Source organism: Pseudomonas sp. PA-1-6B (assembly GCF_021609545.1).
Taxonomy (GTDB): Bacteria; Pseudomonadota; Gammaproteobacteria; order Pseudomonadales; family Pseudomonadaceae; genus Aquipseudomonas; species Aquipseudomonas fluorescens_BV.
On the sequence record NZ_WJZM01000002.1, the window covers coordinates 196,889 to 209,440 of the forward strand.

Sequence of the window (12,552 nt, forward strand, 5' to 3'; positions counted from 1 at the left end):
ATAGCGGCGGGTCAGCCAACCTCTGTGTAGCTGACACACCGCTATCGCAGGCAAGCCAGCTCCCACATTGGTTTTGTGTTTATTCAGGTAGGTGTTCGATGCTCCAGCCCGTGATCATGACTGTCGAAGCTGGCCTTGCCGCCGAGCAAGACCTATTGGCAGCCGTTTGCGCGGGTGAGCAGGCATTCGGATTGCTGTTCTGGCAGCCCAGTGACCAAGCGCTGGTCATGCCGCGCCGTTTGAGCCGGCTGCCGGCATTCGCGGTGGCGAGCCAAGTCTCGGCCGATGCGGGTTGGCCGGTATTGCTGCGTGAAACCGGTGGTGAGCCGGTGCCGCAGTCCGGCGCCACGGTCAACATCGCCCTGATCTATGCCCCGCCGCGTAGCGAAGGCGACCAAGGGCGCATCGAAACCGGTTATCAGCGCTTGTGCCAACCGATCTGTGATCTGTTGATCGAGTTGGGTGGCGATGCGTCCGTCGGCGAAATTGACGGTGCGTTTTGCGACGGTCGTTACAACGTCAACCTCAATGGCCGCAAAATGGTGGGCACTGCCCAGCGTTGGCGGCAAAGCGGTGGCCGCCCGGTCGGGTTGGTGCATGGGGCGATGTTGCTGGAGAATGATCGTGAGGAATTGATTGCGGCGGTCAACCGCTTCAATCAAGCCTGCGGTTTGGAGCAGCGGGTTCGCGCCGATAGCCATATCGCACTGCACGAAGCGTTTCCCGCGCCGGACGCGATCAGTCGGCTCGACACGTTGTACCGGCAAATGCTGGCTGGCTTTCTGCCGGTTTAACGGGTACCAAATACCACCATTGTCTTGCCTTTGACATGCACCAGGTTGCGTTCTTCCAAATCCTTGAGCACGCGGCCGACCATTTCCCGCGAACACCCGACAATACGTCCGATCTCCTGGCGCGTGACTTTGATCTGCATGCCGTCGGGATGGGTCATGGCGTCGGGTTGTTTGCATAATTCCAGCAGGCAGCGAGCGACGCGGCCAGTGACATCAAAGAACGCCAGGTCGCCGACCTTACGCGTGGTGTCGCGCAGGCGCTGGGCGATCTGACCGCTCAGGGCGTACAAGATGTCCGGATCATGCTGGGCCAATTCGCGAAATTTCGCATAGCTGATTTCGGCCACTTCGCACTCAACTTTCGCCCGTACCCAAGCACTGCGTTCCTGCTCTTTGCCTGCTTGCTCAAACAAACCCAGCTCCCCGAAGAAGTCTCCGGCGTTGAGATAGGCAATGATCATCTCGCGGCCATCCTCATCCTCGATCAGGATGGTGACCGAGCCTTTGATGATGAAGAACAGGGTTTCTGAACGCTCGCCGGCGCAGATGATGTTGTGCTTGGCCGGATGACGTCGGCGCTGGCAGTGCAGCAGCAGCTTGTCGAGGTTCTTGATCTTGGATGTGGGAGTAAGAGCAACCATGGTTGTATCCCGAAAAAGACTGCGCGGTGTCGTTGGCGTTGTTTTTATCAGCGGCATCTCATTGATACACGCCGTACAAGACATGGCAATGCGCCATTCATTTGGCGCCAGCTTACCAGACACCTTCTGTCGCGATTAGCCAATTTAGCGGGCAAACGCTGTCATTTATCGATTTTATGCAGGGCGCTGCTGTTTCAAGGCCCTGTGCTAAGCTGGCGACCCTTTTTTAGCAGTGGAGTCTGGGCGATGAAGGCACGCATCCAATGGGCGGGCGAAGCCATGTTCCTCGGTGAGTCGGGCAGCGGCCACGTGGTGGTTATGGATGGCCCGCCGGAAGCCGGCGGTCGGAACCTGGGTGTACGCCCCATGGAAATGTTGCTGCTGGGTGTGGGCGGTTGCAGCAATTTCGACGTGGTCAGCATCTTGAAGAAGTCCCGGCAAGCCGTGGAAAGCTGCGAAGCCTTCCTGGAAGCCGAGCGCGCCACTGAAGACCCCAAGGTTTTTACCAAGATCCATATGCATTTCGTGGTCAAGGGCCGGGCGCTGAAAGAAGCCCAGGTCAAGCGTGCCATCGAGCTGTCGGCCGAGAAGTACTGCTCAGCATCGATCATGCTGGGGGCCGCGGGCGTGGTCATTACCCACGACTACGAAATCATCGAGTTGGGTTGATTGCAGCAGGCAAAAGAAAGGGCGCTTCGGGCGCCCTTTTTTTCGGTTCAGATTCGATAGGTGCTTTTGGTCATGACCTTGGCCAGCAGGCTCATGCCGAACCGTACCGGGGCTGGAAAGCGGAAGCCGCCCGCGTCCAGCGCGCTCTCTGCGTGGTGTTCTTCATCGATGCGCATCTGCTCAAGAATGGCCCGTGACTTTTCGTCTTCGGCCGGCAGTTGCTCCAGGTGTTCATCCAGGTGCTTGCACACCTGATGTTCTGTCGCGGCCACAAACCCCAGGCTGACTTTGTCGCTGATCAGCCCGGCAGCCGCGCCGATACCAAACGACAAGCCATAAAACAGTGGGTTGAGCACGCTGGGATGGCTGCCCAACTGGCGGATGCGTTGTTCGCACCAGGCCAGATGGTCGATCTCTTCCTCTGCCGCATGCTCCATCGCCGTGCGTACCTGTGGCAACTTGGCGGTCAGCGCCTGGCCCTGGTACAACGCCTGGGCACAGACTTCGCCGGTATGGTTGATGCGCATCAGTCCAGCGACGTGACGGGTATCGGTCTCGCTCAGCTGTACATCCGGCTGCACGATGGCGGGCGAGGGACGGTAGGGCTGGCCGCTGAACGGCAGCAGGGTGCGCATGGCCATGTCGGCTTGCAGCAACAGACGGTCAATTGGCGAGTAGTGACGTTGGGTAGTCATGCTGACCTCCGGGAAGAATCTCGGCGGCCAGTTTACCGCAAGAGAGCGTCCAGCGTTTGTGCTGAGTCAATTTGCCCTTGTGCACTCAGCCCGGTGGCCAGTTCATCTGGCGCTGACCCAGCACGTGCATATGGATGTGGTAAACGGTTTGCCCGCCGTCTTCATTGCAATTCATCACCACACGAAAGCCTTTTTCGCAGCCTTGTTCCACGGCCAGGCGTTGGGCGGTGAACAGGATATGGCCGGCCAGCGCCTTGTCGTCCTCTGTCAGGTCGTTGAGGGTACGAATGGGCTTTTTCGGGATAACCAGGAAATGCACTGGCGCCTGCGGGGCGATATCGTGAAAAGCCAGGACTTGGTCATCTTCATAGATGATCTTCGCCGGTATTTCCCTGTTGATGATCTTGGTGAACAGAGTATCCACAGCTGTATCTCCATCGTGAAAAGTGAGGTGAGTGTACGTAGGCCATCAGCGTGGGCAATAGGCCTTGTTGATGGCGCCGGCAATTTTGCGGGTGAGCCAGCGGGGGCTCAGGCGTGGGCTGAACGTCAGCCAACGATTGCGGCGCCCGGGAATGATGATGGCCTTGTTCTTTTCCAGCGCCCGCACGGTGTAGAGCGCGACTTCTTCCGGGCTCATCAGCTGCTGGCTGCGGTCGAGTTTCGCCGTATCCATCTGCGCGGTGCCGAAGAATGCGGTGCGCGTGGGGCCGGGGCACAGCACTGAAACCTTGATGCCGCAGGTCTTCAATTCTTCACGCAGCCCTTCGGAGAAGTGCAATACGTAGGCTTTGCTGGCGTAGTAGCTGCTCATCCACGGCCCAGGCTGGAAGGCGGCGACCGAAGCCACATTGAGGATTTGCCCGCCGCCATGCAGGGCCATGGCATTGCCCAGTGCGTGGCACATGCGGGTCAAGGCCAGGATGTTGACTTCGATGAGGTCCTGCTCGGTCATCCAGTCCTGGGCCAGGAACGGCCCGCTGGTGCCGATGCCGGCGCAGTTGACCAGCAGGTCGATCTGTCGCTCACCCTCTTCGAGCTCCAGCAAAAAGCCGGACAAACGCAGCGGCTCGCCCAAATCACAGGCACGAAACAGCACCTCGACGCCGAAGCGTTGGGTCAACTCCAATGCAATGCTTTCCAACTGATCACGCTGGCGGGCCACCAGAATCAAGCTACGGCCGCGCCGTGCCAAGGCCTCGGCCAATGCCAGGCCGATGCCACTGGAGGCGCCGGTGATCAGAGCGTAACGGGTCATGCCTTTCTCCATCGCAACGCCACCGGCCTATGACAGTGCGTCACAGGCGGCGGGCGTTTCTTCACTGTTCTGGAGAGTCTACAGGTTCGGCTGCATCGTCAGCACTTTGCGCTTCGGCTTCGTCAACGATAGCGCTTTGATCGGCCTCTGCATCGGAGGTAATGGAGCTGCTTTCGTAGCTGCTGTCCATGTTGGCTTCAAGCTGGTCCAGGTAGCCATTCATGCCCAGGGTGACGACGATGATGAGCATCAAGGGAATGAACGCCAGCCACAGCGAGGCCAGGACTTTCACCGCAGTAGAGTTGCGTGGTGGTGGCGCGCCGTACTGGTTGGCGCCCGTATTGCCTGGCAATACCAGCAATAGCAGTGGGAATACGCTGTTTACCAGCGGAACCAGGTTGAGCAGGTACAGCCAGCCAGACCAGCCCAGGTCATGCAGGCGCTGCACGCCGATTTGCACGCTCACCACTACCAATGCCACAAACAGCGCGAAACCCAGCAGCGAGCCAATAATGATGGCGATGGTTGGCGAGGCTGTCGCCACCGCGAAGCCCACCGTACTGATGATGCCCGCTGCCACCAGCATCGCGACGGTCAGTGCCAGCGTCCAAGCCAGGTAGCGCAGGCGCCCGATGCGCCCGTGGATGGTGAATACCTTTAGGGTGGCGAACTCCGGCAGGTCGTCGCCAACTGCGGCGCGTGGCGGTGCATAAGGTGACGCAGCGCGGTCAGAGGTTGACGAGTCCGTCTCGTGGGTTTCTGCAAGGTTGAACGCCACGGGTTGTTCGGCCTCGATGCGAGCGTCGATCCCGGCATTGTGCAGTGCCGTCAGGTAAGTTTGCGCGTCGGGCTGGGACAGGTCGCGCTTGAGCGCGACGGGGCGGCCGGTGAAGAGTTTTTCGATTGCTTCGACATCGCTTTTGAATAACTCGGCGAGGTTCAGCTTGGCGGTGGTGCTTTCGACACCTGGGCGCAAGGCTCCGTCAAACACAATCTTGAAACGGCTGTCGCTCATGCGGGCATCCTTGTCACTTAATCAGGGAGAGTATGCAGGCCTGTCCAGTTGGCAGGCCCGGCAGTGGGTCAGCGTGGCCAGCGCAGTTGCGCGGCGTGCTCGCGTGCTTTGCGGTATTCGGCATCCAGGCGCGCTATGAGCTCATCCACAGTGGGTACGTCATTGATCTCACCGACGCCTTGGCCAGCAGACCATACAGTTTTCCACGCTTTGGCCTCATCGCTCAATGGCTTGAGCTTGGAACCGAAATTGACTTCACCCTTGCCTTGAAGCGCAGCAAGGTCAAAACCGGCATTTTCCAGGCTCTGGCGCATAAAGCTTGCAGGTACGCCGGAGACTGCAGGAGTGTGCACGATGTCGGCAGCGCGGGATGTGAGCAGCATCTCCTTATAGGCATCCGGTGCCTGACTTTCAGTGGTGCCGATAAAGCGCGTACCGAAATATGCCAGGTCTGCCCCCAGCATCTGGGCGGCAAGAATTTCGTGCCCATGGTTAAGGCAGCCCGCCAGCAGCAGGGTTTTGTCGAAGAACTGGCGAATTTCGGCAATCAGCGAAAAGGGGCTCCAGGTGCCAGCGTGGCCACCCGCGCCAGCGGCTACGGCTATCAGGCCGTCTACGCCGGCTTCAGCGGCTTTTTCCGCATGGCGTCGGGTAGTAACGTCATGAAATACCAGGCCGCCGTAGCTATGAACCGCGTCCACCAGTTCCTTTACCGCACCGAGGCTGGTGATGACGATGGGCACCTTGTGCTCGACGCAGATCGCCAGGTCAGCCTCCAGCCGCGGGTTACTGTTGTGCACGATCAGGTTCACGGCATAGGGCGCAGGATTGTCCAGCAGCGCCAAGCCCGCTTCGATTTCTTCCAGCCAGGCCTTGAAACCGCTGCTTTCGCGTTGGTTGAGCGCCGGGAAACTTCCCACTACCCCGTTGCGACAGCAGGCCAGGACCAGTTGCGGATTTGAGATCAGAAACATCGGCGCGGCCACCACGGGCAGGCGCAGACGTTGTTCCAGCAGAGCGGGCAGCGACATTGGAGGTTCCCCGAGTAATTGACGTTAGAACGGTTTGACCACGACCAAAATTACGATAGCCAGCAATATCAGAACCGGGACCTCATTGAACCAGCGATAAAAGACATGGCTGCGGGTGTTTTCGCCACGGGCGAAGCGCTTTACCTGTGCGCCGCACATGTGGTGATAGCCAATCAGCAGGACGACCAGGGTCAGCTTGGCGTGGATCCAGGCGCCCGACTGGAAAATGCCTGGGTTGAGGGCCAGCATCCAGATGCCGAAGACCAGTGTGGCAACCATCGCCGGGCCCATGATGCCACGGTACAACTTGCGCTCCATGATGCTGAAGCGCTCCTTGCTGACGGTGTCTTCGCTTTGGGCGTGGTAGACGAACAGGCGCGGCAGGTAGAACAGCCCGGCAAACCAGCAAACGATGCTGACGATATGGAAGGCTTTGACCCATAGATAGAGCATTTTAGTTATTCCCAGGTTCACGGTAGCGAAGATAGTAGTGGCTCATGCGCCCGTACGTCACGTTGACGGTTGTCGCAGGACGATACGGCCCCTATTATCGACGGCTTTCCAGTGGGTTCGTTGAGGGCAGGTTTATGGTCAAGGTCGGTATCGTCGGCGGCACCGGTTACACCGGTGTCGAATTGCTGCGTCTGTTGGCTCAGCATCCGCAGGCTGAGGTGGTGGTCATCACTTCCCGATCCGAAGCCGGGCTGGCCGTGGCCGATATGTACCCGAACCTGCGAGGCCATTATGACGGCCTGGCGTTCAGTGTGCCGGACACCAAGACCCTGGCTGCCTGCGACGTGGTGTTCTTCGCCACGCCTCACGGTGTGGCTCATGCGTTGGCCGGCGAGCTGCTGGCGGCCGGCACCAAGGTTATCGACTTGTCGGCAGACTTCCGTCTGCAAGACGCCGATGAGTGGGCCAAATGGTACGGCCAGCCCCATGGTGCGCCGCAGCTGTTGGAAGAGGCGGTTTACGGCCTGCCGGAAGTCAATCGTGAGCAGATCAAGCAAGCGCGCCTGATTGCCGTGCCGGGTTGCTATCCGACGGCGACGCAATTGGGCTTTCTGCCATTGCTGGAAGCTGGCTTGGCGGATGCGTCGCGCCTGATCGCGGACTGCAAGTCGGGCGTCAGTGGTGCGGGCCGTGGTGCGGCGGTAGGTTCGCTTTACTCCGAAACGTCGGAAAGCATGAAAGCCTATGCGGTAAAAGGTCATAGGCACTTGCCGGAAATCCGCCAGGGTTTGCGTCGCGCTGCCGGCCAGGATGTGGGACTGACCTTCGTGCCGCACCTGACACCGATGATCCGCGGGATTCACTCCACGCTGTATGCGACCGTCGCCGATCGCTCGGTAGACCTGCAGGCACTGTTTGAAAAGCGTTATGCCAATGAGCCGTTCGTCGATGTGATGCCGGCCGGTAGCCATCCGGAAACGCGCAGCGTGCGTGGTGCCAATGTGTGCCGTATTGCGGTGCATCGTCCGCAGGATGGCGACCTGGTGGTGGTGTTGTCGGTGATCGACAATCTGGTCAAGGGCGCTTCGGGCCAGGCGGTGCAGAACATGAACATCCTGTTCGGCCTGGACGAGAAGTTGGGCCTGTCCCACGCGGGGATGTTGCCTTAACGCGGGCTCACCGTTGCGCAAAAGGCCCGTTGATCGGGCCTTTTGCATTTTTAATGGTCGCTGGGCGGATTGATATACCGTAACAATAGTTGACCGCTTTTCTAGGAGAAGCGGATAATACCGGCCATTACGCATATGGCGGCGCTACGCCGGGAGATTATCAGCATGAGCGTTGAATCCTTCACCCCCACGGCTTTGCAATTCACCCACGGTGCTGCGCACAAGGTGAAGAGCCTGGTCGATGAAGAGGGTAATGATCGCTTGAAGCTGCGCGTATTCGTTACGGGCGGCGGTTGTTCAGGGTTTCAGTACGGTTTTACCTTCGATGAAGATGTGGCCGATGACGACACTATCGTTGAGCGCGAGGGTGTGAGCCTGGTCGTGGATCCGATGAGCTTCCAATACCTGGCAGGTGCCGAGGTGGATTATCAGGAAGGTCTGGAAGGCTCGCGTTTCGTGATCAAGAACCCTAATGCCACCACGACATGTGGTTGCGGGTCTTCGTTCTCGATCTGATCGGTAGCAGGTACAAAAACGCCGCTTGGCTTTTACGGGCCAAGCGGCGTTTTGCTGTCTGGGGTCAGGCGGGGTAGATCGCGCCAAGCACTCGAAGCCCGCGTGCGCCAGTGACGCTGGGGCGATTGGCGGCGATGCCTTCCAGGCAGCAATGTGCCAGCCAGGCGAAGGCCATTGCTTCCACCCAGTCAGGATCTACGCCGTAGGCCGCTGTAGTGCTGACATGAGTGGAAGGCAGCAACGTTGTCAGCCGGCTCATCAGTGCCCCGTTGTGGGCGCCGCCGCCGCAGATCAGCAAGGTTGTTGTGTCAGTCTGGGCGCTTTGCAGGGACTCGACGATGGTCAGGGCCGTCAGCTCCAGCAGGGTGGCCTGTACGTCTTGGGGTTCAAAGGCGGGCAAATGGCCAAGGTGCTGCTGCAGCCAGGCCAGGTTGAACACTTCGCGGCCCGTGCTTTTCGGGCCTTTGGTCATGAAGAACGGATCGCTGAGCAACGTATTGAGCAGTTGGGGCTGGACCTCGCCGCTGGCCGCCCATTGCCCGTTCCGATCAAAGTGTTCGCCGCGCTGCAGGTTAATCCAGGCATCGAGGAGGACGTTCCCCGGGCCGCAGTCGAAACCGGCGACAGGCGTGCCCGTCTCAATCAGGCTGAGGTTGCTGAACCCGCCGACATTCAATACCGCGCGATTGCCCGTCTGTTCGCCGAACAAGGCTTCATGAAAGGCTGGAACCAAAGGAGCGCCTTGGCCGCCGGCAGCGACATCGCGGCTGCGGAAGTCGCTGACGACGGTGATGTCTGTCAGCTCGGTGAGAAGGGCAGGGTTGCCGATCTGAACGGTAAAGCCTCGGGCGGGTTCATGGCGAATCGTCTGACCATGGCTACCAATCGCCCGAATGTCCTGAGGCTTGAGGTTCTGTTGATCCAGCAAGGCGTTGATGCCTTGCGCAGCGAGCGTTACCCATTGTTGCTGTGCGATTGCCGAGCGGGCGATTTCATCCGGGCCACTGGCGCATAGGCTCAGCAGTTCTGTGCGCAAGGCGTCAGGCATCGGGATGTAGTGGGTGGCGATCAGATTGACCGCCGCGTCTTGTTCGATAAGGGCGATATCCAGGCCGTCGAGGCTGGTCCCGGACATCACACCGATATAGAGCGGCATACCTTAACGCTTCGCCGAAGCCAGCATGGTGGAGCGCTCTTGATCCATCCGTGCCATTAGCGGCTGGCTCTGCGCCATAAAGCGCGCGCGTTCGGCCTTGGCAATCGGGTCCGCCATCGGCAGCTTCTGGCCCAATGGATCGACGTGTACACCGTTGACCTGGAACTCGTAGTGCAAGTGCGGGCCGGTGGAGAGGCCGGTAGTGCCGATGTAGCCGATCACTTGCCCCTGTTTTACGTTGCCGCCAGTCTTGACGCCCTTGGCAAAGCCCTGCATGTGGCCGTACAGCGTGCGGTAAGTGTTGCCGTGCTGGATGATCACCGTATTGCCGTAACCACCACGACGCCCTGCCAACAAGACCTTGCCGTCGCCCGCCGCTTTGATTGGCGTGCCACGCGGCGCGGCATAGTCGACGCCCTTGTGTGCGCGAATTTTGTTCAGAATTGGATGCTTGCGGCCCATGGAGAAACGCGAGCTAATACGAGCAAAGTCAACGGGGGTACGGATGAAAGCCTTGCGCATGCTGTTGCCATCAGCTGTGTAGTAGCTGCTGTTGCCTTGTTTGTTGGTGTAGCGCACGGCGGTGTAGGTTTTGCCACGGTTGGTGAAGCGTGCAGACAGGATGTTACCAGTGCCCACGACTTTTCCGTTGGCTACCTTCTGCTCGTAGATCACGTCGAACTCATCGCCTTGACGGATGTCCTGAGCGAAGTCGATGTCGTAGCCAAAAACGCTGGCCATGTCCATGGTCATGCTGTGCGACAGGCCCGCACGAGCGGCCGATTGCGACAGGGAACTGTTGATCACGCCGTGTACGTAGGCGGAACGCATGACGGGTTTGGTAGTGATTCGGTTGAATGCGAAGCCTTTGGCGCCTTTGCTCAGGCTGATGCTTTCCAGGTCGCTGATATTGGTGTGCAGGTTGTTCAGCTGGCCGTCTGGCGTCAGCTCAAACTCGAGCTTTTGGCCACGTTTGAGCTGAGTGAATTGCTTGGCTTGCTTATCGCTGGCGAGCACTTCATTTACAGCGGCGGCAGGCAATCCAACCTTTTCGAACAGGGTAGATAGTGTGTCGCCTTTGCCCACGATGACTTCGCGGTGCTGGGGATTCTTGGCTGCGGTTGCCGCAGGTGCTTCCTGGGTGGCTTGTTGAGTGTCTTCTGGAGCGCTTTCGATCTGTGCGAAAGGTGATTCGGCCGGAGCATTTGTGGCTTGTTGAGCGTCGGAAGCGTCTTGATCTTGTGTCAGTTGTTCAACTGGGCTTTCCAGATCGAGGCTCAGGGATGTTCGTTTGGCTTCAACGTCGCTGGAAGGGAATACCAGCAGTGCCAGGCTGAGAAGGGCGGCGATACCACTTGCGGCGAGCAGGTGGGTCTTCGGGTAAAGCGGCGGCGCTTTAGACGGTTCAGTGGTCATAAGTAATTTTGACTTTGAAGATGAAATGGAAAAGATGAATGACATGATGAAGATGAAATAACTGTATAAAATATAACCAAATCATCTGTGGCGCAAGCTCGCGAACGCTGGGCTTGCTGAACGGTGTCCGTGCGCAGGGCAAAACTTGTAATTAGTCCCTGATCTTGTATGGTTGGTTCCCTTTTGAATCTGAGCCTTGCGGGTCTGTTATGAAGTCGGTTGAAGAGCAGCTAGCGCTGATAAAACGTGGTGCGGAAGAACTGTTGGTCGAGGCCGAGCTGATCGAAAAGCTCAAGCGTGGCCAACCCCTGCGTATCAAGGCTGGCTTTGATCCGACTGCGCCGGATCTGCACCTGGGTCATACGGTGCTTATTAATAAGCTGCGTCAGTTCCAGGAGTTGGGCCATCAGGTCATCTTCCTTATAGGTGACTTCACCGGGATGATCGGTGATCCAAGCGGCAAGAGCGCTACGCGCCCGCCGCTGACTCGTGAGCAGGTGCTCGATAATGCCGAGACCTACAAGACCCAGGTATTCAAGATCCTTGATCCAGCCAAGACTGAGGTGGCGTTCAACTCCACTTGGATGGACAAAATGGGGCCGGCAGATTTCATTCGTCTGACGTCCCAGTACACCGTGGCGCGCATGCTCGAGCGCGATGACTTCGACAAGCGCTACTCGACCAATCAGCCCATCGCCATCCATGAGTTCCTTTATCCGCTGGTTCAAGGGTACGACTCGGTGGCACTGCGCGCGGACGTTGAGTTGGGTGGCACCGATCAGAAGTTCAACCTGCTGATGGGGCGCGAATTGCAACGCGCCTACGGTCAGGAGGCTCAGTGCATTCTGACCATGCCGCTGTTGGAAGGCTTGGATGGCGTCAAGAAGATGTCCAAGTCGCTGGGTAACTATGTCGGGATTCAGGAAGCACCAGGTGTGATGTACGGCAAGCTGGTGTCTATTCCGGATGCGCTGATGTGGCGCTACTTCGAGCTGTTGAGCTTCCGCTCGATGGACGAGATCAATGCGCTGCGTGCGGATGTCGAGGCGGGCGCTAATCCTCGCGATGTGAAGATTAAACTGGCTGAAGAAATCGTTGCGCGTTTCCATGGTGAGGAGGCTGCAGCCAGCGCTCACCGCGCGGCAGGTAATCGCATGAAAGACGGCGAGCTGCCTGACGATCTGCCGGAGATTGAATTGACTGCTGCCGAGGCGATGCCGATTGCGGCTGTGCTTAATAAGGCTGGCCTGGTGAAGAATTCGGCGGTCGCGCGTGATCTCTTGGGGTCGGGTGGTGTACGTATAGATGGTGAGGTGGTTGACCGCACCTTTATATACGAGCTGGGCGCCACTCACGTTTGCCAGGCGGGGAAGAAGGCATTTGCGCGTATTACGCTCAAATCCGAATAAATCGGAAAATAGGTGTTGACGGCGAATTATATCTGTCTATAATTCGCCCCACTTCCGGCGCAGTCGAAACGGAAAACTTCTTGGTAAACAATGAGTTACGCAGTTTTCGGCAGCGAGTTGCTTCAGTTCATCGAAGCCAAAAGGAAGTTGAAAAAGGGGTGTTGACAGCAGCGTGTAACGCTGTAGAATTCGCCTCCCGCTTGCGAGAGATCGCAAGCGCAAGTGGTTGAAGTTGTTGAAGAAATCTTCGAAAACTTCTGAAAATAACCACTTGACAGCAAATGAGGCTGCTGTAGAATGCGCGCCTCGGTTGAGACGAAAGATCTTAAC

15 protein-coding genes are annotated in these 12,552 nt (G+C 58.4%); 5 read left to right on the forward strand and 10 right to left on the reverse strand.

The features are described 5' to 3' along the window. Positions 1–98 precede the first annotated feature (98 nt). Complete coding sequence (locus GIV35_RS02440; protein ID WP_202692529.1) at positions 99–794, forward strand: lipoate--protein ligase family protein; 696 nt, start codon at positions 99–101, stop codon at positions 792–794. On the opposite strand, the gene crp is transcribed toward GIV35_RS02440, so the two are convergent. Beyond that, on the reverse strand, positions 791–1,435 hold the full coding sequence (gene crp, locus GIV35_RS02445; RefSeq protein ID WP_054920677.1) for a cAMP-activated global transcriptional regulator CRP: 645 nt from the start codon (positions 1,433–1,435) through the stop codon (positions 791–793). The two genes, GIV35_RS02440 and crp, sit on opposite strands and share 4 nt — an antisense overlap. Positions 1,436–1,681: 246 nt before the next feature. Between crp and GIV35_RS02450 the strand changes: the two genes are divergently transcribed. Next, a complete protein-coding gene (locus GIV35_RS02450; protein ID WP_003194686.1) occupies positions 1,682–2,104 on the forward strand; it encodes an OsmC family protein in 423 nt (140 codons plus the stop codon). Between the two features lie 47 nt (positions 2,105–2,151). Here the strand turns inward: GIV35_RS02450 and coq7 are convergent, their stop codons facing one another. The 6 genes from coq7 to hemJ form a co-directional block, all read right to left on the reverse strand. Further along, complete coding sequence (coq7, locus tag GIV35_RS02455) at positions 2,152–2,799, reverse strand: 2-polyprenyl-3-methyl-6-methoxy-1,4-benzoquinone monooxygenase (protein ID WP_003194684.1); 648 nt, start codon at positions 2,797–2,799, stop codon at positions 2,152–2,154. An 85-nt stretch (positions 2,800–2,884) separates the two neighbouring features. Further along, positions 2,885–3,223: a histidine triad nucleotide-binding protein gene (locus GIV35_RS02460; protein ID WP_003194682.1), complete on the reverse strand. Its 339-nt coding sequence runs from the start codon at positions 3,221–3,223 to the stop codon at positions 2,885–2,887. A gap of 45 nt (positions 3,224–3,268) precedes the next feature. Further along, complete coding sequence (locus tag GIV35_RS02465) at positions 3,269–4,057, reverse strand: SDR family NAD(P)-dependent oxidoreductase (RefSeq protein ID WP_003194680.1); 789 nt, start codon at positions 4,055–4,057, stop codon at positions 3,269–3,271. A 61-nt stretch (positions 4,058–4,118) separates the two neighbouring features. Then, on the reverse strand, positions 4,119–5,072 hold the full coding sequence (locus tag GIV35_RS02470; RefSeq protein ID WP_223023233.1) for a DUF805 domain-containing protein: 954 nt from the start codon (positions 5,070–5,072) through the stop codon (positions 4,119–4,121). A 68-nt stretch (positions 5,073–5,140) separates the two neighbouring features. Further along, entirely contained in the window at positions 5,141–6,103 is a 963-nt protein-coding gene (locus GIV35_RS02475; RefSeq protein WP_054920666.1) for an NAD(P)H-dependent flavin oxidoreductase, read from the reverse strand. Positions 6,104–6,127: 24 nt separating this feature from the next. Further along, positions 6,128–6,556 (reverse strand): protoporphyrinogen oxidase HemJ, encoded by a 429-nt coding sequence (gene hemJ, locus GIV35_RS02480; RefSeq protein ID WP_003194674.1) that lies wholly within the window; start codon positions 6,554–6,556, stop codon positions 6,128–6,130. Between the two features lie 134 nt (positions 6,557–6,690). Here hemJ and argC point away from each other — a divergent pair, with 134 nt between their 5' ends. Further along, the gene (gene argC, locus GIV35_RS02485; protein ID WP_072445540.1) at positions 6,691–7,725 is read left to right on the forward strand and encodes an N-acetyl-gamma-glutamyl-phosphate reductase; all 1,035 of its coding nucleotides are present in this window, start codon (positions 6,691–6,693) and stop codon (positions 7,723–7,725) included. A gap of 165 nt (positions 7,726–7,890) precedes the next feature. After that, positions 7,891–8,241 carry an iron-sulfur cluster insertion protein ErpA gene (erpA, locus tag GIV35_RS02490; protein WP_003176443.1) on the forward strand — a complete coding sequence of 117 codons (351 nt, stop codon included), beginning with the start codon at positions 7,891–7,893 and terminating at the stop codon, positions 8,239–8,241. A gap of 64 nt (positions 8,242–8,305) precedes the next feature. On the opposite strand, the gene GIV35_RS02495 is transcribed toward erpA, so the two are convergent. Both GIV35_RS02495 and GIV35_RS02500 read right to left on the reverse strand, forming a co-directional pair. After that, positions 8,306–9,397: an anhydro-N-acetylmuramic acid kinase gene (locus GIV35_RS02495; protein ID WP_105228731.1), complete on the reverse strand. Its 1,092-nt coding sequence runs from the start codon at positions 9,395–9,397 to the stop codon at positions 8,306–8,308. 3 nt (positions 9,398–9,400) lie between these two features. Beyond that, positions 9,401–10,813, reverse strand: a complete 1,413-nt coding sequence (locus GIV35_RS02500) for a peptidoglycan DD-metalloendopeptidase family protein (RefSeq protein ID WP_200649385.1) — start codon at positions 10,811–10,813, stop codon at positions 9,401–9,403. Between the two features lie 209 nt (positions 10,814–11,022). Between GIV35_RS02500 and tyrS the strand changes: the two genes are divergently transcribed. Next, positions 11,023–12,222: a tyrosine--tRNA ligase gene (gene tyrS / locus GIV35_RS02505; protein ID WP_005791998.1), complete on the forward strand. Its 1,200-nt coding sequence runs from the start codon at positions 11,023–11,025 to the stop codon at positions 12,220–12,222. A gap of 36 nt (positions 12,223–12,258) precedes the next feature. On the opposite strand, the gene GIV35_RS02510 is transcribed toward tyrS, so the two are convergent. Further along, the coding region (locus GIV35_RS02510) for a hypothetical protein (RefSeq protein WP_236264049.1) at positions 12,259–12,552 on the reverse strand (294 nt) is incomplete at its 5' end.

Excerpts from the sequence above, each read along its gene's own strand:
- coq7 (WP_003194684.1), bottom strand. The coding sequence starts at position 2,799 with ATGACTACCCAACGTCACTACTCGCCAATTGACCGTCTGTTGCTGCAA.
- hemJ (WP_003194674.1), bottom strand. The coding sequence starts at position 6,556 with ATGCTCTATCTATGGGTCAAAGCCTTCCATATCGTCAGCATCGTTTGC.
- GIV35_RS02440 (WP_202692529.1), top strand. The coding sequence starts at position 99 with ATGCTCCAGCCCGTGATCATGACTGTCGAAGCTGGCCTTGCCGCCGAG.
- GIV35_RS02475 (WP_054920666.1), bottom strand. The coding sequence starts at position 6,103 with ATGTCGCTGCCCGCTCTGCTGGAACAACGTCTGCGCCTGCCCGTGGTG.
- argC (WP_072445540.1), top strand. The coding sequence starts at position 6,691 with ATGGTCAAGGTCGGTATCGTCGGCGGCACCGGTTACACCGGTGTCGAA.
- GIV35_RS02495 (WP_105228731.1), bottom strand. The coding sequence starts at position 9,397 with ATGCCGCTCTATATCGGTGTGATGTCCGGGACCAGCCTCGACGGCCTG.
- GIV35_RS02470 (WP_223023233.1), bottom strand. The coding sequence starts at position 5,072 with ATGAGCGACAGCCGTTTCAAGATTGTGTTTGACGGAGCCTTGCGCCCA.
- GIV35_RS02465 (WP_003194680.1), bottom strand. The coding sequence starts at position 4,057 with ATGACCCGTTACGCTCTGATCACCGGCGCCTCCAGTGGCATCGGCCTG.
- GIV35_RS02500 (WP_200649385.1), bottom strand. The coding sequence starts at position 10,813 with ATGACCACTGAACCGTCTAAAGCGCCGCCGCTTTACCCGAAGACCCAC.
- GIV35_RS02450 (WP_003194686.1), top strand. The coding sequence starts at position 1,682 with ATGAAGGCACGCATCCAATGGGCGGGCGAAGCCATGTTCCTCGGTGAG.
- tyrS (WP_005791998.1), top strand. The coding sequence starts at position 11,023 with ATGAAGTCGGTTGAAGAGCAGCTAGCGCTGATAAAACGTGGTGCGGAA.
- erpA (WP_003176443.1), top strand. The coding sequence starts at position 7,891 with ATGAGCGTTGAATCCTTCACCCCCACGGCTTTGCAATTCACCCACGGT.
- crp (WP_054920677.1), bottom strand. The coding sequence starts at position 1,435 with ATGGTTGCTCTTACTCCCACATCCAAGATCAAGAACCTCGACAAGCTG.